Source organism: Streptomyces sp. NPDC040432, assembly GCF_055595445.1.
In genome coordinates this window covers 414,855-433,902 of sequence record NZ_JBVIVP010000002.1, presented here as the reverse complement: position 1 = coordinate 433,902, position 19,048 = coordinate 414,855, and the positions used below count along the sequence as shown (strand labels likewise).

Genomic DNA, 19,048 nt, shown 5'->3' with positions numbered 1-19,048 from the left:
AAGCAGTGCACATGAGCATTCGGCATACGGCGAAGGTCCGCGGGGGAGCGGTCGTTGCGCTTGCGACGGTCCTGGCCCTCACGTTGGTCGGATGTGGTGGTGGAGACGGAAACAAGACGGCTGAGGGTGCGAAGACTTCGCCCGCCGATCCGAAGGCGAACGGTTCGCAGCCGGCCACGTCCACTGGTGTACCCAGTCCAACGCCTACTCAAGTCATTGCCACGGTCAACGGCGAAGCCGGAATGACCCTTGCCATTAACTCTGCAGTCCGGGATGCGGGGGGCTTCCTCACGGTAAGTGGGCAGCTGAAGAACACCGGAAATCAGGCCTTCACGAGTACGGCGGCCTGGAGAGGCAACGAACTGAAGGGCAGTGGGGTATCTGTCGCCGGCGTCACGTTGGTCGACAAGGCCGGGAAGAAGAGGTACTACGTGCTACGCGACACCGAGGGCAGGTGTCTGTGCACGACGGGTCTGACCATCATCGACCCGGGCCAGACGATCCCCTTCTTCGCGCAGTTCCCCACGCCGCCCCAAGGCACGACCGAGGTTGATTTCAACCTTCCTACTTTCGCCACGGCAACCATCAAGATCTCTGGGTGACGCCATGACAAAACGCCACCGCACAGCCGCCTCGACAGCCGTCGTCGGTCTTGTGATCGCCGGAGTTCACTTCGTCGGCGCCACGAGCGCTCAGGCCGACGATCCAAAGCCCTCCGTGCCGCCCGGAACCGAACCGTCGGCCGCTGCGCCCGTTGCCATCGACTCCAACGCTCCCGGGCTCAAGATCCCGCAGGGCGGAACGCTCGCGCCCATCAAGGTGCTCGACATCGCCGAGGTCGTCGAGGACCTCGGAGGTGAGCAGCGGCGGCAGGAGACGAACCAGACGGTCATGATGGCGTTGCAGTCCGAGGTGCTGTTCCCCGAGAACAGTGCGGTCTTCAACGCGCAGGCGGCGGCCCGGATACAGGCCATCGCCAACGAGATCAACCAGCAGAAGGCCACCCGCGTCCGCGTCTTCGGCTTCACCGACGACCAGGGCAGCTACGAGCACGGCAAGGAGCTGTCCAAGCAGCGGGCCGACGCGGTGCAGACGGAGCTCGTCAAGACCGTCACGAACCCTTCGGTCACCTTCGATGTGCGGGGTTACAGCGAGGATTACCCCATCGCGGACAACAGCACCGAGGAAGGCCGGAAGAAGAACCGCCGCGTCGAGATCACCTTCCCGCGCGGCGCGAGCTAGCGCGAGCCGGGTTCGGTCAGGCGTGCGTGGCGGCGGTCCGGCCCAGGAGGGTGCGGGCCGCCGCCGCGGCCTGCCGGGCCGGGGCCGGGCCGGGATCGAGGGCCGCCACCACCGTCGCGCCCTCGACCAGGATCAGCAGCTGATCCGCGAGGCCGGGCGGGTCGCCCGGGCCGGTCAGGCCGGCCAGGAGGCTGCGTAGCTCCGCCTTGTGGCGGTGGACGACGTCCAGCACACCGGCGGGGCCCGAGCCCAGCTCCCCGTAGGCGTTCAGGAACGCGCAGCCGCGGAAGTCCGGCTCCGAGAACCAGGCCGCGAGCCAGTCGAAGACCGCCGCGACCGGATCGGGGGCTGCGTCGATCGCTGCGCGCAGTCCGGCGATCCAGCGTCGGTCCCGCCGTTCCAGGTAGGCCGTGACCAGGGCTTCCTTGGCGGGGAAGATGCGGTACAGCCGCTTGAGCGCGACGCCGGACTCGGCGCGGATGCGGTCCATGCCGACGGCCTGGATGCCCTCCGAGTAGAAGAGGGCCTCCGCGGCGTCCAGCAGCCGGTCGCGTGCCTCGTCGTCGTTCGGGCGGGAGTCCATGCGGGCAGCGTAATGCAGATCCGCTTGCGAGGAAAACGATCGTTCTCTACGGTGAGAACGATCGTTCTACGCATCCGTTCCCCGACCCCGAGAGGCCTTGCCATGGACCTTGCCGCCACGCGTCCACCCCTGCCGCCGTTCACCGAGAAGTCGGCACTGGCCAAGGTCCAGGCGGCGGAGGACGCCTGGAACAGCCGCGATCCGGAACGGGTCGCGCTCGCCTACACCGAGGACTCGGTCTGGCGGAACCGCGACCGCTTCCTCACCGGCCGGGACGAGATCCGTGCCTTCCTCGCCGACAAGTGGGAACGCGAGCTGGAGTACCGGCTCCGCAAGGAGCTGTGGTCCTACACCGGCAACCGGATCTCCGTCCGATTCGAGTACGAGTGGCACGACGTCGCCGGTCAGTGGTGGCGCAGCCACGGCAACGAGCAGTGGGAGTTCGACGAGGCGGGCCTGATGCGCCGCCGGGAGGCGAGCATCAACGACGTTCCGATCGCCGCCGCGGAACGCCGCCTCGGTCGGCCCGCCTGACCATCCTTCCTGTGCGTGCCGCGCCCTCGTGCGGCGGCGTGGACCGCCGGCCGCGCGGGCGTCAGTCGGTGAGGAGGTGGTCGGCCTTGCCGGCCTTGATGTCCCGGATCAGTTGGCGCAGCGACTCCGCCGAGTCGGTGAGGGGCGCGGATTCCGCCCCCGCGACGGCGATGTAGCTCCGGCCGTCCCCGTCCATGCCGATCCGGTAGCAGCTCGCCCCCTCGCCGCAGAACGCCTCTTCCCAGGTGATGTCGGCCATCGGGTTCCTTTCAGAGCTGGCGGGCCACGGTGTGGATGAAGTCTCGCGATGCCTCGGGGGAGAGGCTCAGCTTTTCCATCCAGTCCAGCTGGGCCCGGTATTTGGCCAGTTGGGCTTCCGTGTGCAGGAAGTCGGGTCCGTGCGTGCTGTCCACCTGGACCGTGTCGAGTCGTGGCACGACACTTTCCAGGTAGTTGACGGTTTGGCCCGCTCCCGGGAATCCGCCCGCATCGAAGGTCAGCACGCGCAGGACGACATTGTCTCGTTCGGAGGCGCTGCCCAGGTGCTCCAGTTGGGCCTTGGCGACCTTGCGTCCACCGAACTGCATGCGGAGGGCGGCTTCATGGATGACCGTCACGTATTCCGGAGCGGCTGCGCCCTCCAGTACCTGCTGGCGCTCCAGTCGGTGGGCGAGTCGGAGGGCGATCTCGTGCTCCGGCAGGGTGGGGAGGACGAGCCTGAACAGGGCCAGGGCGTGGTCGCTGGTCTGTAGGAGCCCCGGGATGTGTACCGAATGGGCGCACCGCATGCGGGTCGCGTGGGCCTCCAATTCGGCGATGTCGAGCACCGGGGCCGACAGGGAGCCGCGGTAGCGCTCCCACCAACCGCGCTTGCGTGGTTGCGTCATGGCGGCGAGGGCGTCGACGTACTCCTCGTCGACGCAATCGCAGTGGCAGGCCAGGGTGCGCAGCCGCTCCTCGCTGATGGCGCGGATGCCCTGCTCGATGGCGGAGACCTTCGACCGGTCGACGCCGAGTAGGCCGGCGGCGGACTCGGCCGTCACATCGGCGGCCAGCCGCATTCTGCGCAGCTCGGCGCCAAGTCGCTTCTGCCGTTCGGTCGGTGCGGTGCGTGGCGGCATGGATGCAGTCTGCCGTGTGCCGGCCTGGCGAAGCCACGTGTGGGCTAACTCCTCAATACAGGTGGCTAAATGGCCACCATCACCGCTACCTTTAGTGACGCAACGCTCACGCAAGGGAGTTGAAGTGCATCGCCGTGCCATGCCCCGGTGGTCAGGGTCGGTGCGGTGACGAGCCACACCCTGCTTCGCGTCAGCCGTCCGCGCATCCCCAACCCGCATTCGATGAAGCCGACTTGAGGGAGCCTGTGATGTCCAGCCCGTTCCTGTCCTGCCCTCCGCCTCCGGTCGTGTCCGCCGGTTGCGAGCCGCCCCCGCTCGACACGCTCTCGTGCAGTCTCACGGTCCCCGGGGCGCCGTCCAGCGCTCGGATCGCGCGGGCTGCCGTACGGGCCGTCCTGTACGCCTACCGGCTCGAACCCCTCGTTCCCTGCGCCGAGCAGGTCGTCGGTGAACTGATCGCCACTGCCTGGCAGTTGGATCCGGGGAGGAACCTCTACCTCGCCGTGCGGTTCCGTGAGGACATCCTGCGGCTCAGCGTCTACGACGGCCACGCGCCGCACCCGCACCCCCGTCTCGCCGCCCACTGCGAGGCGCGTCGGCGGGCCTCGCTGCGGGTGATGGCGGCCGTCGTCCGGGACTGCGGCGGGTCCTGGGGGTTCGGGGAGTCGCGGGAGCCCGGCGGCGGGACGCGAACCTGGGCCGGACTGCCCCGGGCCGGTGCCTCCGGGTACCTGGACGAGTAGCCGGGCTCGGATGAACGGGCCCAGCGCGACGGGCGCTCAGGCGGCGTCCGCCGGTCGGCCGCCGGCAGTGGCGCCGGGATGGACCGGCCCCGGCGGGTGGTGCCCCGGAGGGTGGCCCGTGCGGGGCGTTGCGAACCTCGGACGGTGTGAGCGCAGCCTGAACGCGACTGCCCCCGCCTCCGACCGGAGGCGGGAGGCGGGAGCAGTAGGCCAGGTCAGGACACGTCCGCGCGGATCGCCTTGCCGATCAGCCCATCCGTGTAAGCCACGGACTTCGAGGTGAACTGCCCCTTCGAGGTGACTGTGCCCGTCACGTTCTCGCCCGGTGCCAACTCGACCGTGCCGATCTGCCCCTCATCGACACCGAGCTCCGACGTGTGCTTGCCGCCACCGGTGTCGGTGATCGTGAAGTACAGCGGATTGACGTCGATCGACTTCGACGAGTTGTTCGTGACGGTGACCGAGACGCTCGTGTAGTCGTCGCCCTGCGCCAGGACCGACGCCTTGAACGGCGTTTTCTTCGCGGTCACCTCCACCGCCGCCTTCTTCTCCGGCGCCGCGGAGGCCGGGGCCTCCGGCTGCCCCGAAGCAGCCGACGAGGCGGCCGGCGGCGTCGCCGGCCTACCGTCGTCCTCCCCGCCGCTCAGGGCCGCGCCCGCGATGCCGATGACCACGACCAATCCGACGATCCCCAGACAGCCGAACCCGACGATCTTCCCGGCGGACGATTTTTTCGGGGCCGGCGGCGGGTAGCCGTAGCCGGGCGGTGGCTGCTGGCCGGGCGGTGGCTGCTGGCCGGGCGGTGGGAACTGTTGTGACATGAAGACCCCCACAGAGGTGGTGTGAATTCGGTCACCTTAGGGGTGGGTGGGTCGCAAGGTGCGGCAGTAGCCGAACCGTGACATTCGGAGCTTTGGCAGCGCCGCCTGCGCGCATCGGACACGCACGCCCGGTTCGTTCCTGCCGTCGTGCGTGCGGTGCCGTCTCGTGCGCCCTCGTCGCTCTCTCGTGTCCACCGGTTCCGCGCGTCCGCCCGTGACGCGATCGTGCGAACGGTCGGCGGCGAACGCACGGAGCGGGCGGAGGGTGGGGGCGGGACGCGCGGTGGGAGCTACTCGCCCTCGTGGTGCGCCTGCGTGATCAGGTCCGTCGCGACCTGGAGCGCCGCCTGCCGGGTCTCCTCCGGGTCGCCCTCCACGTGCTGGAGGAACATCATTCCGGCGTGCAGCGTGAACAGGGCGCTCACGCAGCGGACCTGGTCCGTCAGCGGCCCTTCCTCCGTGCGCAGCAGTTCCACCAGGGTGAACAGGCGCCGCTTCACGGTTTCGCCGATGCTCAGCTCCCGCATCGTCGCCTGGTTCTCCTGCATGAAGCGGTACAGCTGCGCGCCCGACGCCATCGCCTCGCTGTAGCGGCGCAGCACCTCGCGCTTCGTCTCCAGCGTCGGCGGCTGCTCCTGCGCCCACTCGATCAGCTCGTCGATCGGCCTGGTCGAGTCGTCGAAGACGCTGATGATGATGTCTTCCTTGGTCTTGAAGTGGTAGTACAGCGCCGCCTTCGTGACCTCCAGCCGCTCCGCGATCTCACGCAGCGACGTCTTCTCGTACCCCTGCTCGGCGAACAGCTCCAGCGCGACGTCCTGGATGCGCTGGCGCGTGTTGCCGCGCCGCTGCTGCGGACCGCTGCTGGAGCTGTTGGACATGGCTCTCCCCACACTTACGTACAACACATGTACTTACTTGACGACCGGCTAGTGACACGTCTACCGTCCACAGTGTAGTGAACTAGCCGGGCGGCAAGTAAGTTCCCGGCGCGTGTGGAACGAAGTGTCGGTGCCAGGGGAGTGGACATGAGCGAGACAGTCAAGACGGCCGTACCCGTGGAGGAGGTGCAAACGGGACCGAAGCCGCGCAGCGTGCGCGTCGTCCTCATGGCCCTCATGATCGCGATGCTGCTCGCGATGCTCGACAACATGATCATCGGCACCGCGATGCCGACCATCGTCGGCGAACTCGGCGGCCTGGAACACCTCTCCTGGGTGGTCACCGCCTACACCCTCGCCACCGCCGCCTCCACCCCCATCTGGGGCAAGATCGGCGACATGTACGGGCGGAAGGGCTCCTTCCTCGCCTCGATCGTCATCTTCCTGATCGGCTCCGTGCTCAGCGGCATGGCCCAGGACATGGGTCAGCTCATCGGCTTCCGCGCCATCCAGGGTCTGGGCGCCGGCGGTCTGATGGTCGGCGTCATGGCGATCATCGGTGACCTGATACCGCCCCGCGAGCGCGGCAAGTACCAGGGCATGATGGCCGGCGTCATGGCCCTCGCCATGATCGGCGGTCCGCTGGTCGGCGGCACCATCACCGACCACATGGGCTGGCGCTGGTCCTTCTACATCAACCTGCCGCTCGGCGCCGTGGCCCTCGCCATGGTCTCCGCCGTGCTGCACCTGCCCAAGAAGCGCTCCAAGAGCAAGATCGACTACTTGGGTGCGGGGCTGCTGACCATCGCCATCACCTCGACCGTCCTCGTCACCACCTGGGGCGGTACCGAGTACGCCTGGGGTTCCGTCGAGGTCCTCGGCCTGATCGCCGTCGGCATCGCGTCGACCGCCGCCTTCCTCTTCGTCGAGACCAGGGCCGCCGAGCCGATCATGCCGCTGCACATCTTCCGCAGCCGCAACTTCGCCCTCATGTCCGTGATCGGCTTCCTCGTCGGCTTCGCGATGTTCGGCGGCGTGCTCTACCTCCCGCTCTTCCAGCAGGCGGTCCAGGGCGCCTCCGCCACCAACTCGGGCCTGCTGCTCCTGCCCATGCTGCTCTCGATGATGCTCGTCTCGCTCATCGCGGGCCGGGTCACCACCAGCAGCGGCAAGTACAAGATCTTCCCGATCGTCGGCGGCGCCTTCATGGTCGTCGGCCTGTTCCTGCTCGCGACGATGGACGCCGGCACCTCGCGCCTGGTCTCCGGCGTCTACATGGCCGTCCTGGGCGCCGGCCTCGGTTTCCTGATGCAGATCACCATGCTGGTCGCGCAGAACAGCGTCGAGATGAAGGACATGGGTGTGGCCTCGTCCTCGGCCACCCTCTTCCGTACGCTCGGCGGCTCCTTCGGCGTCGCCCTGATGGGCTCCCTGTTCACCACCCAGGTCACCGACACCATGGTCGAGCGCCAGGGTGCGCAGGCCGCCGCCGCGGCGGGTTCGGCCCAGCTGGACGCGGCGAGCCTCGCCAAGCTCCCGGAGGCCGTGCGCGACGCCTATCAGCACGCGGTGGCCGCCGGTACGCACTCGGCCTTCCTGCTCGGCGCGGGCGTCGCCGTACTGGGCTTCGTGGCGGCCTGGTTCGTCAAGGAGGTCCCGCTGCGGGGCGCGGGTCCGGCCCCTCAGGATTCCCCGGCGCACTGACGCGCCGACCCGCCCGGGACGCACCGCGCACTCACCACACGCCAGGAATCACACACGACGCGCCACACACGACGCGCCACACACCACGGACACCGGTACGGCGGGTCCGGCACGGGGACGAACTCCCGTGCCGGACCCGCCGTTCGTATGTGGGTGCGGTGCCGAAGGGGGCCGTCGGGACTCTCGTGTCATCTGTGGCTATGAAGGACTAAAGTCCTTATTACCTGCAATTTATAGGGCAATTGGGTGGAACCCAATCAAGTCCGAAGGCGTCATGACCCACATAACCCTTTCAAGGGCGGACGGGGAGTGGACACATGACGCATACGCAGAAGCTCGGTCTCCGGGGTCGGATAGCCGTCGCGGCCTCGGCCGCAGCCGTCGGGGCGACCGTGTGGGGAGTCACCGCACTCGTCGGAACGGACGGCCACCGCACCGACCCCGTCGCGGCCCCCGGCGCCCCCGGCGCGCCGGCGGCCCCCGGATCCCCCGGATCCCCCGGATCCGTGCCCGAGAGCATCGCGCACGCCTCGGAGAGCGGCGGCGACGCCGTCAACATCACCATCGACGACGGCCCCGACCCCCGCTGGACCCCCAAGGTCCTCGACGTCCTCGCCGCGCACGGCGTGCGGGCGACCTTCTGCATGGTCGGCCCCCAGGCCAAGGCCCACCCGGACCTCGTCAAGAAGGTCGTCGCGGGCGGCCATCGGCTCTGCGACCACTCCATGGACCACGACACGAAGATGGACAAGAAGCCCGTCGCCTACCAGGAGTCACAGATCCTCGACGCGAAGAGGCTGATCGAGGAAGCGGCCGGAGCGGGCGCGAAGGTCGAGTACTACCGGGCCCCGGGCGGGGCCTTCACCCCCGACAGCCGTCGCATCGCCGCGGCCAACGGGATGCGTCCGCTCGGCTGGAACGTCGACACCAAGGACTTCGGCAAGCCGGGCGCGGACGCCATCGTCGCCGCCGTGAAGCGTGAGATCGGGAACGGTCCGACGGTGCTCTTCCACGACGGGGGCGGCGACCGCCGGCAGACCGTCGACGCCCTCGACCAGGTGCTGACCTGGTTGAAGGAACAGGGCCGCCCCACCGGCTTCCCGGTCCGCACCGCCCCCGACCCGTCCTGACGACCCGTCCCGACGACCGGTCGCCCTGACGGCCGGTCGAACCGACGACCGGTCGCCCTCACGACCGCACCCGACCTCACGACCGCACGACCCCACCTGTTCCGACGGCCACCCGCCCGTCCGCCGCGCCCCTGACACGCCGTCCGGCGGCGAACGGGTGAGGGTCGGCGCTCCCGCGTCGCCCCCGGTGTTCCCTGGTCGCGCACAGCGGGCCCGCCCGAGGGCCCGTACGCACGAACAGGAGCCCTCCGTGATCGACCCGGCCCAGCTCACCGACCCCACCGTCCGCGCCTTCGTCACCGCCGTCAACGCCGGTGACCGGAGCGCCTTCCAGGCGGTCCTCACCTCCGACGCGACCATGTCCGACGACGGCTCGGACCGCGACGTCAGCCAGTGGACCGACAAGGAGATCTTCTCCTGCGGCGGCCACATGTCCGTGGCGTCCGAATCCGACGCCGGCCGCTCCCTCGTCGTCGACTACCGCAACGACACGTGGGGCGAGATGCGCACCGCCTGGCGCTTCGACGTCACCGCCGACGGCCGCGTCAGCCGATTCGAGACCGGACAGGCCTGACCCGGTCCGACCGCCCCACGGATCCGCCCCGCCCACCGGGGATCATGTGCGTGGACGGATACGGCACCACGGGGGCAGGGGAAGCATGGTCGCGTTCCACTCAACCGCGCTGGACGGGGTCGCGGGCAATCCGGCGCTGCCGACACCGCTCCTGCTCAGCCTGCTGCGCGCGGGCACCGGCAGCGCCACCGCCAGCGTCAGCGCCACCGGCGGCGAGGCCCCCGCCCCCGCCCCCGTCGACCGTCCGCCCCGCCAGGCCGTCCAGCGCGCCGGGCTTCCCGAGGCGGCCGTGGCATTGGTCCTGGCCCACCCCGACCCGCGCGTCCGGATCGACTTCGCGCTCGCCGCCGGGGTCGAGCCCGCGCGGCGGGCCCGGCTCGTGGAGGATCCGTCCGCCAAGGTCCGGGCCGCCCTCGCGTACGGGCCCGAGTGGCACGACCCGCGTACGACCGTCGCACCGCTCCCGGACGCCGTGTGCGCCCGCTTGCTCGACGACCCCGAGCCCTCCGTACGGTCGGCCCTGCTGGACTCCCCCCACCTGTCGGACCCGTTCAGGGCCGCACTGGCCACCCACCACGACCCGGCGGCACGCCTGCTCGCGGTGCGTACGTGGAAGCGCCTGGCACCGCGCGAGAGGTCGGCGCTGTCGGCCGACCCCGACCCCGGGGTGCGACGGGCCGCGGCACTGCGGCAGTGCCGGGGGGACGCCCGCGTCACCACCGAACTGCTCCGGGACCCGAGGTCCGCCGCCGAGGCACTGCGCCACGGGCTCCTCACCCGCGCCGACGCCGAACGGTACGTCGCCGGGCGGACGCACCTCGTCGCCCTCGCCGAGAACCCGTCGCTGCCCCCCGACCTCGTGGACCGGCTCGCCGTCGACCCCGACGAGGACGTCCGGCTCGCGGTGTCCACCCGGCCCGAACTGACGGAGGAGCAGCGCACGGCGATCGACTTCGCCGTCGGCGCCCTGGACCGCCGGGGCGTGCGATGGGTGGAGGACGGGATCGCCGACCCCGACGTGCTGCGTCGGGCCGCGACCTCCGCCCACCTGATGCTCCGACGCGCCGCCGCCCGGAGCCCGCACCTGCCGCCCGACCTGCTGCGCCTCCTCGCACGCACCGCGGACCCCGTGGTGGAGGCCAACCTGTGCGTCCACCACCCCGACACCCCGCAGGACGTCATGATGCGGGTGTACGGGCGGCTCGGCGGGACGTTCTCCGCGTGGATGGCGGAGACGCACCCCCGCTTCCCCCGCGAGGGTCTCGCCGCCCGCTACGCGGACCATCCGGACGGGGACCACCGCAGGCTCGCGCTCCGCGACCCCGCCGCCACGCCCGCGCTGGTCGAACGGCTCAGCCACGACCCGGAACTCGGGACGCGGCGGGCCGCGGCCGGTGACCCGAGGCTGCCGCTCCACCGCCTCCGCGAGGTCCTCCACGTCCACGAACTGGCCTCCGCCGCGGGCGCCAACCCCGCGCTCCCCGTGGACGGGATGGCCGCCGTCCTGAGCCGGGCCGGAGTCCCCACCTGACCGGTCCCGGTGATTCCGCCCCGGGGCGCCCGGGGCGGGAGCCCCGCCGACCACCACGGCCCGAACGGGCGCGGGCCGGGGCGCGGGCGCGCTTCGCCCACGGCGGGCCGGGGAAGCGCCCCGGGCTACGCCCCCCGCGCGACCTCCAGCACCGCCGCCGTCAGCGGGCCGTTCTCCGGGGCCATGCCGCCCGGGAAGCCGAAGCGGCGGCGGGTGTACCCGTACGCGATGCCCGTGACCGGGTCGGCGAAGCCCAGACCGCCCGCCGCGCCGCAGTGCCCGAACGCCTCCGGGCCCACCGCGTGCTGCCGCTCGAAGCCGAACCCGAAGTGGTCGACCTCCGCGGTGACCCGGTCCACGCCCGGCGTGTGCGGGCGGGCGACCTCGGCGGCCGTCGCGGGATCCAGCAGCGCGGGCCGGTCCTCCGTCCCGCTGATGGCCGCCGCGTACAGGCCCGCCACGCCGCGCGCCGTGCCGACGCCGCCGGCCGAGGCCGGGCCCAGGGCCAGCACCCGCGGATGGTTGGCGTACGCCACCAGGTCCATCGGCGTCGGTCCGTTCGCGTTGAACGCGATCCGCATCGCCTCGGGCAGCGGGCCGCCCGCGACGAGCGCCGCCGCCTGCGCGGGCGTCGGCAGCATCTCCAGGACCGGCTTCCACCGGCCCCGGGACTCCTGCGGCAGGCCCATGTACAGGTCCAGCCCGTACGGGGCCCGCACGCGCTCCTCGTAGACCTCCTGGAGGGACCGCCCCGTGACCCGGCGCACCACCTCACCGATCAGCGCGCCGATGACGAACGCGTGGTAGCCGTACGCCGTCCCCGGCTCCCAGTACGGCTTCTGCCCGACCAACCGGGCGGCGATGGCGGCGTCGTCCGCGATCTCCTCGTAGGAGAAGCCCCCGTCGCCACCGATCAGTCCGGAGCCGTGGGCGACCAGCTGCCGCAGGGTCAGCCCCTCCTTGCCGTCCCCGGTGAACTCCGGCCAGTACGAGGACACCGGGCGCTCCGGGTCCAGTACGCCGTCCTGCACCAGCAGTGCCATCACCAGGTGGGCGGCGCCCTTGGTGAGGGAGTAGACCCCGCTCAGGGTGTCCCCGTCGGTGTCCTCGCCGCTCCACAGGTCGACCACGGTCCGGCCGTGGTGACGTACCGCCAACTGGGCTTCGGGGGAGTGCGGTTCCGCTGCCACGAACGCCTCGAAGGCCTCCCGGACCGGCTCCCAGCCCGCGGCCACCGTGCCGCTCACCGTCGTCGCAACCATGACGCCCATGACGTTCCCCCGTACTCGTGGCGCGTGGTTCCGCGCCTTCACCGGCAGCCAACCAGGCCCGCGAGGGCCGTGTTCCCGCCCGGTCCGGAGTTCGTCACCTGCGGGCGCCCCGGCCGCTCCGTACGGGTGAACGCGCCCGGGGCGTCGTTCCGGCCCGCCGCGGGACCCCGTTGGGCGGGGCATGAACCGCACCCGTACCGCAGCCCTCGCCCTCGCCGCCGCCGTCGCGGCCCTCGCCCCCGCCGTCGGACAGGGCGCCGCCACGGCAGCCCCGAGCAGCCCGTACCTCCAGGACCCGGCCGGCGGCGAGAAGGCCATGAAGTCGATGTGGACCAAGGACGACATGCACAAGGTGGAGGGCCGACTCCGGTTCCACCCGGGCGTCCAGTACAAGACGGTCACCGGCCCCGGCCCCGAGGGCGCCCGCGAGTACGAACGGCAGGTCCCCGACCCGAAGACGCTGGCCTGGCTGCCCGCGTACGAGTTCGCCTGGTCGGTGTCCGACTCGAAGCTGCTGAAGAAGGCGCTGACCACCAAGGACGGCAAGCACCCGATCGTCGTGCACGCGGTACTGCGCACCGCGAAGGGCGCCAAGGCCGGCGAGGTGCGCCAGGAACTGACCGATCAGCCGGCGACGGGGAGCCGGCGGGTCGAGGGGGGCAAGCGGATCGCCTGCGACACCGGGGAGTACACGGTGGAATGGTCGCTCACCCGGTCGGGCTACGGAACGCTCACGGGCACGCTGCCCTGGGACTCCGACTGCGGCCAGTACCGGACGGCGTTCTCCACGGAGAACGGGCGGAGCTGAGGCGGCCCCGGACGGGGGGTTCGCCGTGGGGGAGGGGAGCCGAGGGAGGAGGCCGGTCGCCCCGCGCACCTTGTGGGTGCTCGGCGGGCGACTGGGCCACGGCCTTGGATCAAGAGCCGCAAGCCATTCTGCCGCACGGGATGCGGTGGGGCAGGGAGGCGAAGGTCCCGTCCCCGGTGGGTCTTTCGGGCCCTTCGGGTCGTGCGGGTCCTTCGGGTCGTGCGAGTCGTGCGGGTCGTGCGGGTCCTGCGGTTCCTTCGAGTCGTTCAGCGCTTCTTGCCGGCCTCGTTCGCCTTCGCGGCGATCTCTTCGAGCACGGCCTTCGGGTCGCCGGAGGGATCCACGGCCCGACCGATGTTGCGTTTGATGGAGTCGCTGACGGTCACCCACGACGGATCGTTGACCGGGTAGAGCTGCGCGCCGCGCAGGGCCGTCAGGAAGGCCTCGTCGGTGGAGCCGAGCCCGCCGCCGGCCGGGGTGCGCGCGGCCGTGACCGTCGAGGGCAGCAGGTGGTAGCGGCCGGCGAACTCCGACAGCGTCTTGTCCTGGTAGATGAAGTCCAGGAACTTGCCGATCTCGTCGCGCTTGCCGTTCTGCTTGAACGCCATCATCCAGTCCGCCACGCCCACCGTGGGCGTGCTCTCCCCGGATCCCAGGTCGTCCGACACCGGCATGGGCACGGCCTTGACGCCGATGCCCTTCGCGTTCGCCTCGTGCAGCAGCGACGGGTAGCCGTTGACCATGCCGACCTCGCCCCGCAGGAACGCGGCGAAGGCGTCGGCGCGGTTGAGCTGCGCGGGCGGCGTCGGGCCGACCAGCCCCGGGGTGACCAGGTTGTCCTTGATCCAGCGGAACGTCTCGACGTTCTGCTCGGAGGCCAGGCTGTAGTTGCCGCTGCTGTCGGCGAACCCGCCGCCGTTGCTCAGCTCCCAGATCATCGCCTCCGCGTGCGCCTCCTCCGGGCCCAACGGCATCGCGTACGGGTACTTCACGCCCTTGTCCTTGAGCGCCTTGGCGTCGGTCTTCAGTTCCGTCCACGTCCTGGGGGCGGACTGGATGCCGGCCTTGGTGAAAAGGGACTCGTTGTAGAACAGGAGGCGGCTGCTCGCCACGAACGGCAGGCCGTAGAGGGTGTTGCCGACCGAACCGGCCTCGGCGAGCGGCTGGAGGAAGTTCGCCTCCGCCGAGATGGGGAGGAGTTCGTCGGCGGAGTACAGCTTGCCCTGCGCGGCGAAGTCCGAGTACGAACCCATGAGGGCCATGTCGGGAGCCTTGCCGGCCCCCACCATCCGGGTGACCTCGCGGTCGATGTCCGCCCACGGGAGGAGCTGGACCTCGACCTTGATGCCCGGGTTGGCGGCCGTGAAATCGCGGGTGGCCTTCTCCCAGAACGCCTTGGAGCTGGTCGCCGGGGTGGTGCCGTATTCGGCGGCGACCAGGCGCAGCGTGTCGGCGTCCCCCGAACCGCTGTCGGAACCTCCGCAGCCGGTCAGCGGTAGCAGGAGGCCGAGCACGGTGGCCGAAGCGGCCGGGCGGAACGTTTTTCTTCGCACGGTGGGTTCCCCTGATTTTCTTTTGAGTCCCGTTATTACTTATGAGTTGCTCGGGGCCGGGGTGTCCCGCCGTGGCCCGTTGGCCGGAATTCTCTCCTGTCCACCGGGTGGCTGATTCCATTGGGTCGGAAGTTATGTCCAATGCTCCAAACAGTGGATTTCTCGATGGTGTTTTCCGATAGGGGATTGGGGAATTGGACGCGCGTAGACATGCCAAAAAGCCCGTTTCCGGCCATGGAAACGGGCTGTGGGTGTCCTGAAGGAATCAGTCGGCGAACTCGCCCGCGTACGGGTCGGGCTCGCCCGTTTCGGGATTGCGGCCCTCCTGCCAACGCCGCTGGGCCTTGCGCCAGTGCACGAAGCTCAGATGGCCCGCGTCCCAGAAGGTGATGCTGACGGGGCTCACGTCGAACTCGTCGGAGCACAGCAGCAACAGGAATTCGGCCATGCCGTACGGGTGGACCGCGAAGGAGTCGGCGGTGTGCCGCCCGACCACCAGCACCGGCCACCGGTCCGGGTCGGGGTCGGAGGTCAGCCAGCACAGGATGTCGGACCCGCCCGTGACCCCCCACGCGATGATCGATTCGGGATCCACGTCGAAGGCGGCCCGGCCGCCCTCGACCTCCCACACCTGACGGGCGTTGCCGGTCTCCTCGGCCATCTCCGCCGGGTCCCACTGCAACCCCGGCTTGGGCAACGGCAGCAGCACGCTGGCCTCGCCGTTGATGGAGCCCGCGCCGAACCGCCCCATGAAGGCCACGTAATCGGCCGGGAACCGGGTCCCCCAGACGGCCTCCGCCGCCTGCCAGTCGATGTCCTCGTCGGCGCCGTGCGTCGCCGGCATGATCTGCTCCAGCGCCTTGATGTGCGCGTTCTCCGTCATGCCGCTCATGCCGCTCCCCTGCCACCCCAGCTCAACCGCCCCAACCTACCGCCAGTGAGCCCGGGGCCCCAGCTCCTGTCGCCGTGATCCCGCCCGGTGGGACGTCGACCCCGGCCGCGCCGGACGGCCGTACGGGGCGTACGGAGCTCTCCCGGTCCGGTTCAGGCGTCGTGCGGGGCCGTGCGGAGCCCTTCGGGCCCGGTGAGTTCGACGCGGGAGCCCGCGCCCACGCCCCACCGTCGCATCGCACCCGCCTCCGCCTCCAGGACGTACCGGGCGCGCGGGCGCGGCAGGCCGAGCCGGCCCGGGACCATGGTGCGGACCGCGAGGACCCCGAAGCGCCGGTCCAGGTACGCCACGTCGATCGGGAAGCGCATCCGGAAGGTGTGCACGCTCGCCGCGGGCGCGAGCAGCATGGCCCCCTCGATCCCGTCGCGCCCCAGCAGCCCCCGCGTGCGCGCCCCGTACGAGGCGGCCACCTCCAGCGGCACCGTCACGTCCCCGGCCCGCAGCGTCCCGTATCCGTCCGACCACTTCCCCATGCGGCCACCTTGCCGGGTCGCGGGCCGCGGGGCCAGGGCGGCGGCGCCCGCGCGTGGAGCCGGGGCCGGGGCCGGGTCCGTGGCGTGAGGGGGCATGGGGTCGACGGGCCCTCCCCGCCGCGCGCCGCCACCGCCTACGGTCGCGGCATGGGCATCCTCGCGGCCATCCTCGCCGCCTCCTACGGCGCCGCCGCCGGGCTCCTGCTGCCCCGCGCCGCCTACCGGCTCTCCGTGCCGCCGCAGACGTCCTGGCGGGCGCACTGTCCCGACGGGCATCCGATCCCCGGCTGGCTGGGCCCCGCCCGCTGCCGCCCCGCCGGCCTCCGGCAGCACCGGTACGGGCCCGCCCGGCGCGGGGCCGTCACGGCCGCCGCCGTCACCGCGGCGGCCTGCGCCGCCCTCGCCGGCGCCTTGGCGCCCCGCCCCGAGGCGGCGGTCTACGTCGCCCTCGCACCCGTCCTGGTCCTGCTGGCCCTCGTCGACCTCGCCGTGCACCGGCTCCCCGACGTACTGACCCTCCCGCTCGCCGGAGCCGCCGCCGCGCTCCTGGGCGGCGCGGCCCTGCTCCCCGGCGCCGCGGGCTCGTGGCGGCTCGCGCTGCTGGGCGGGGCCGCACTCGGGGCCGCGTACCTGGTGCTGTTCCTGATCAACCCGGCCGGGATGGGCCTCGGCGACGTCAAGCTGGCGCTCCCGCTGGGGGTCGCTCTTGGGTGGTACGGGTGGGGGGTATGGATGGTCGGCGCGTTCCTGGGCTTCCTCTACGGCGCCCTGTACGGGCTCGGCCTGCTGCTGAGGGGCCGCGCCACCCGCAAGCAGGGATTCGCCTTCGGACCCTTCATGACGGCCGGAGCGCTCACCGGAGTGCTGCTGGGCGGATTCGGAGCGTAATCATTTCGCGCCGATGCACGCAGCATGCTTTACGAAGGGTTATGGTGGAACCCCCCCCTCGGGCCGGTCCGTATCCCCCCCACGGACCGGCCCGTTTTTTGTTTTCCGCGTCCGCACCTCAGTTGTGCGTCATCGCCGCAGGTCAGCCGCGCTGGGCCCAGATGTTGGTGCCGGGGGTGGAGACGGCGAAGGAGTCGATCTCCTTCAACTCCTGCTCCGACAAAGGCGCCGCCGCCAACGCGGCCACGTTCTCCTCCAACTGACGGACACTCGACGCACCGATCAGGGCCGAGGTCATCCGGTCGTCCCGCAGCACCCACTTGAGCGCCAACTGCGCCAGCGACTGCCCGCGCCGCGCGGCGATCTCGTTCAGACCGTTCAGGCGCCGGACGACGTCCTCCGACAGCAGCGCCGGGTTCAGGGACTTGCCCTGGGTGGCCCGCGAGCCCGCCGGGATGTCCTTCAGGTACTTGCCCGTCAGGAGCCCCTGGGCGAGCGGCGCGAAGGAGATGCAGCCCATGCCGGCCTCCTCCAGGGTGTCCAGCAGCGCGTCCTCCTCCGTCCAGCGGTTGATCATGGAGTACGAGGGCTGGTGGATCAGCGGCCGCACGCCCATGCCCGTCAGGATCCGGGCCGCCTCGGCCGTCTGCTCCGCGGTGTACGAGGAGACGCCGACGTACAGCGCCTTGCCCTGCTGGACCGCGGACGCGAGTGCGCCCATGGTCTCCTCCAGCGGGGTCTCCGGGTCGAAGCGGTGCGAGTAGAAGACGTCGACGTAGTCCACGCCCATCCGCTTCAGGGAGGCGTCGAGCGAGCCGAGCAGGTACTTGCGGCTGCCCCACTCGCCGTACGGACCGGCGTGCATGAAGTAGCCGGCCTTGGTGGAGAGCACCAGTTCCTCGCGGTGCGCCGCGAAGTCCTGCGCGAAGATCTTGCCGAAGTTCAGCTCGGCCGAGCCCGGGGGCGGGCCGTAATTGTTGGCCAGGTCGAAGTGGGTCACGCCGAGGTCGAAGGCCCGGCGCAGGATCGCCCGCTGGTTCTCCAGCGACGCGTCGTCGCCGAAGTTGTGCCAGAGGCCGAGGGAGACGGCGGGGAGCTTGAGGCCGCTGCGGCCGGTGCGGCGGTACTCCATGGAGTCGTAGCGCGAGGGCTCTGCCCGATAGGGATTGGTATCAGTCACGATGTCCTCCCTATCACGGACTTGTGACAGACCGAGTTGGGTACCCCATCCCACCGCGCAGTAATGTGGCCGCCTCGGGGGAGACCGCAATTCGCTCGGGGGCATTGCACGGAGGGGCTCGAAGATCGTGAAGCTGCGCGACCTGGTGTACAGGCTCTACGCACGCCGGGTGGAAGGCCGCCTCGACCATGACGCGTCGCCGAAGCACATCGGCGTCATCCTGGACGGGAACCGGCGCTGGGCCAAGGCGTCCGGAGGCACGACGGAGCAGGGCCACCAGGCCGGGGCCGACAAGATCTCGGAGATGCTGGGCTGGTGCACCGAGACGGACGTCGAGGTCGTCACCCTGTGGATGCTCTCCACGGACAACCTGGACCGGCCCGAGGTCGAGCTCCGCCCGCTGCTGAACATCATCGAGAACACGGTCCGGGGCCTCGCGGCGGACGGCCGCTGGCGCGTCCACCACGTGGGGAACCTGGACATCCTGCCCTCGCGGACGCAGTCCGTGCTCAAGGAGGCCGAGCAGGCCACGCACGACGTCGACGGGATACTCGTCAACGTCGCCGTCGGCTACGGCGGGCGCCAGGAGATCGCCGACGCGGTCCGCTCCCTGCTGCTGGAGCACCACGAGAAGGGCACCTCCATCGAGGAGCTCGCCGAGATCCTGGACATCGACCACATCTCGGAGCACCTCTACACCCGCGGCCAGCCCGACCCGGACCTGGTGATCCGCACCAGCGGTGAGCAGCGTCTGTCCGGTTTCATGCTGTGGCAGAGCGCGCATTCGGAGTACTACTTCTGCGAGGTCTTCTGGCCGGCCTTCCGCAAGGTCGATTTCCTGCGCGCGCTGCGCGACTACGCGGCCCGGCACCGGCGCTACGGCAGCTGACTTCCCGGGGCCGGAATTCCGGCGACCGATGCCCCCTCGGAGCGCCGGTATCCCCTCTGCCCCCGTTCGTCCCCCGCGCAAGGCCTTCACCAGGGGTTCACCCAGCGTCCGTCATATGCCATGGCATGGCCGCGCATGTTCGAGGGCATAACCCTGGCAGGTCGACGTCC

Annotated in this window: 21 protein-coding genes; 11 read left to right on the top strand and 10 right to left on the bottom strand. The window is 70.9% G+C overall.

All coding sequences use genetic code 11. From position 1 onward, the window contains the following. Positions 1-11: 11 nt before the first annotated feature. A complete protein-coding gene (locus ACZ58N_RS05675; protein WP_471155990.1) occupies positions 12-602 on the top strand; it encodes a hypothetical protein in 591 nt (196 codons plus the stop codon). Between the two features lie 4 nt (positions 603-606). Further along, positions 607-1,242 (top strand): OmpA family protein, encoded by a 636-nt coding sequence (locus ACZ58N_RS05670; RefSeq protein ID WP_471155987.1) that lies wholly within the window; start codon positions 607-609, stop codon positions 1,240-1,242. 16 nt (positions 1,243-1,258) lie between these two features. On the opposite strand, the gene ACZ58N_RS05665 is transcribed toward ACZ58N_RS05670, so the two are convergent. Next, a complete protein-coding gene (locus ACZ58N_RS05665) occupies positions 1,259-1,825 on the bottom strand; it encodes a TetR/AcrR family transcriptional regulator (protein WP_471155985.1) in 567 nt (188 codons plus the stop codon). 102 nt (positions 1,826-1,927) lie between these two features. Between ACZ58N_RS05665 and ACZ58N_RS05660 the strand changes: the two genes are divergently transcribed. Then, positions 1,928-2,359, top strand: coding sequence for a nuclear transport factor 2 family protein (locus ACZ58N_RS05660; RefSeq protein ID WP_471155982.1), 432 nt, complete (start codon positions 1,928-1,930; stop codon positions 2,357-2,359). A gap of 61 nt (positions 2,360-2,420) precedes the next feature. On the opposite strand, the gene ACZ58N_RS05655 is transcribed toward ACZ58N_RS05660, so the two are convergent. Together ACZ58N_RS05655 and ACZ58N_RS05650 are read right to left on the bottom strand one after the other, a co-directional pair. Continuing rightward, a complete protein-coding gene (locus tag ACZ58N_RS05655) occupies positions 2,421-2,618 on the bottom strand; it encodes a hypothetical protein (RefSeq protein WP_471155981.1) in 198 nt (65 codons plus the stop codon). Between the two features lie 10 nt (positions 2,619-2,628). Continuing rightward, positions 2,629-3,480: a helix-turn-helix domain-containing protein gene (locus tag ACZ58N_RS05650; protein WP_471155979.1), complete on the bottom strand. Its 852-nt coding sequence runs from the start codon at positions 3,478-3,480 to the stop codon at positions 2,629-2,631. A 248-nt stretch (positions 3,481-3,728) separates the two neighbouring features. On the opposite strand from ACZ58N_RS05650, the gene ACZ58N_RS05645 reads away from it, so the two are divergent. Continuing rightward, positions 3,729-4,223, top strand: a complete 495-nt coding sequence (locus ACZ58N_RS05645; RefSeq protein ID WP_471155976.1) for an ATP-binding protein — start codon at positions 3,729-3,731, stop codon at positions 4,221-4,223. Positions 4,224-4,438: 215 nt separating this feature from the next. Here ACZ58N_RS05645 and ACZ58N_RS05640 read toward each other — a convergent pair whose 3' ends face one another. After that, positions 4,439-4,897, bottom strand: a complete 459-nt coding sequence (locus ACZ58N_RS05640) for a DUF4352 domain-containing protein (RefSeq protein WP_471155975.1) — start codon at positions 4,895-4,897, stop codon at positions 4,439-4,441. Positions 4,898-5,334: 437 nt separating this feature from the next. After that, entirely contained in the window at positions 5,335-5,925 is a 591-nt protein-coding gene (locus tag ACZ58N_RS05635) for a TetR/AcrR family transcriptional regulator (RefSeq protein ID WP_471155973.1), read from the bottom strand. 147 nt (positions 5,926-6,072) lie between these two features. Here ACZ58N_RS05635 and ACZ58N_RS05630 point away from each other — a divergent pair, with 147 nt between their 5' ends. From ACZ58N_RS05630 to ACZ58N_RS05615, 4 genes are all read left to right on the top strand, one after another. Then, positions 6,073-7,629: an MDR family MFS transporter gene (locus tag ACZ58N_RS05630; protein WP_471155970.1), complete on the top strand. Its 1,557-nt coding sequence runs from the start codon at positions 6,073-6,075 to the stop codon at positions 7,627-7,629. A 317-nt stretch (positions 7,630-7,946) separates the two neighbouring features. Beyond that, entirely contained in the window at positions 7,947-8,759 is an 813-nt protein-coding gene (locus tag ACZ58N_RS05625; protein ID WP_471155967.1) for a polysaccharide deacetylase family protein, read from the top strand. 250 nt (positions 8,760-9,009) lie between these two features. After that, positions 9,010-9,333 (top strand): nuclear transport factor 2 family protein, encoded by a 324-nt coding sequence (locus tag ACZ58N_RS05620; RefSeq protein ID WP_471155964.1) that lies wholly within the window; start codon positions 9,010-9,012, stop codon positions 9,331-9,333. 85 nt (positions 9,334-9,418) lie between these two features. Next, on the top strand, positions 9,419-10,864 hold the full coding sequence (locus ACZ58N_RS05615) for a Mucin-2 (protein ID WP_471155963.1): 1,446 nt from the start codon (positions 9,419-9,421) through the stop codon (positions 10,862-10,864). Positions 10,865-10,989: 125 nt separating this feature from the next. On the opposite strand, the gene ACZ58N_RS05610 is transcribed toward ACZ58N_RS05615, so the two are convergent. Beyond that, the gene (locus tag ACZ58N_RS05610; protein ID WP_471155961.1) at positions 10,990-12,135 is read right to left on the bottom strand and encodes a serine hydrolase domain-containing protein; all 1,146 of its coding nucleotides are present in this window, start codon (positions 12,133-12,135) and stop codon (positions 10,990-10,992) included. A gap of 181 nt (positions 12,136-12,316) precedes the next feature. Here ACZ58N_RS05610 and ACZ58N_RS05605 point away from each other — a divergent pair, with 181 nt between their 5' ends. Then, complete coding sequence (locus tag ACZ58N_RS05605; RefSeq protein ID WP_471155958.1) at positions 12,317-12,943, top strand: hypothetical protein; 627 nt, start codon at positions 12,317-12,319, stop codon at positions 12,941-12,943. A gap of 266 nt (positions 12,944-13,209) precedes the next feature. Here the strand turns inward: ACZ58N_RS05605 and ACZ58N_RS05600 are convergent, their stop codons facing one another. From ACZ58N_RS05600 to ACZ58N_RS05590, 3 genes are all read right to left on the bottom strand, one after another. Beyond that, positions 13,210-14,496, bottom strand: a complete 1,287-nt coding sequence (locus tag ACZ58N_RS05600) for an extracellular solute-binding protein (RefSeq protein WP_471155955.1) — start codon at positions 14,494-14,496, stop codon at positions 13,210-13,212. A 265-nt stretch (positions 14,497-14,761) separates the two neighbouring features. After that, a complete protein-coding gene (locus ACZ58N_RS05595) occupies positions 14,762-15,388 on the bottom strand; it encodes an SMI1/KNR4 family protein (RefSeq protein WP_281204992.1) in 627 nt (208 codons plus the stop codon). Positions 15,389-15,540: 152 nt separating this feature from the next. Continuing rightward, on the bottom strand, positions 15,541-15,921 hold the full coding sequence (locus ACZ58N_RS05590) for a DUF192 domain-containing protein (protein ID WP_471155951.1): 381 nt from the start codon (positions 15,919-15,921) through the stop codon (positions 15,541-15,543). A gap of 147 nt (positions 15,922-16,068) precedes the next feature. Here ACZ58N_RS05590 and ACZ58N_RS05585 point away from each other — a divergent pair, with 147 nt between their 5' ends. After that, positions 16,069-16,809, top strand: a complete 741-nt coding sequence (locus ACZ58N_RS05585; RefSeq protein ID WP_471155949.1) for a prepilin peptidase — start codon at positions 16,069-16,071, stop codon at positions 16,807-16,809. 142 nt (positions 16,810-16,951) lie between these two features. Here ACZ58N_RS05585 and mgrA read toward each other — a convergent pair whose 3' ends face one another. Beyond that, complete coding sequence (gene mgrA / locus ACZ58N_RS05580; RefSeq protein ID WP_471155948.1) at positions 16,952-17,989, bottom strand: L-glyceraldehyde 3-phosphate reductase; 1,038 nt, start codon at positions 17,987-17,989, stop codon at positions 16,952-16,954. Positions 17,990-18,116: 127 nt separating this feature from the next. On the opposite strand from mgrA, the gene ACZ58N_RS05575 reads away from it, so the two are divergent. Beyond that, positions 18,117-18,878, top strand: coding sequence for an isoprenyl transferase (locus tag ACZ58N_RS05575; RefSeq protein ID WP_281204988.1), 762 nt, complete (start codon positions 18,117-18,119; stop codon positions 18,876-18,878). Positions 18,879-19,048: the final 170 nt, after the last annotated feature.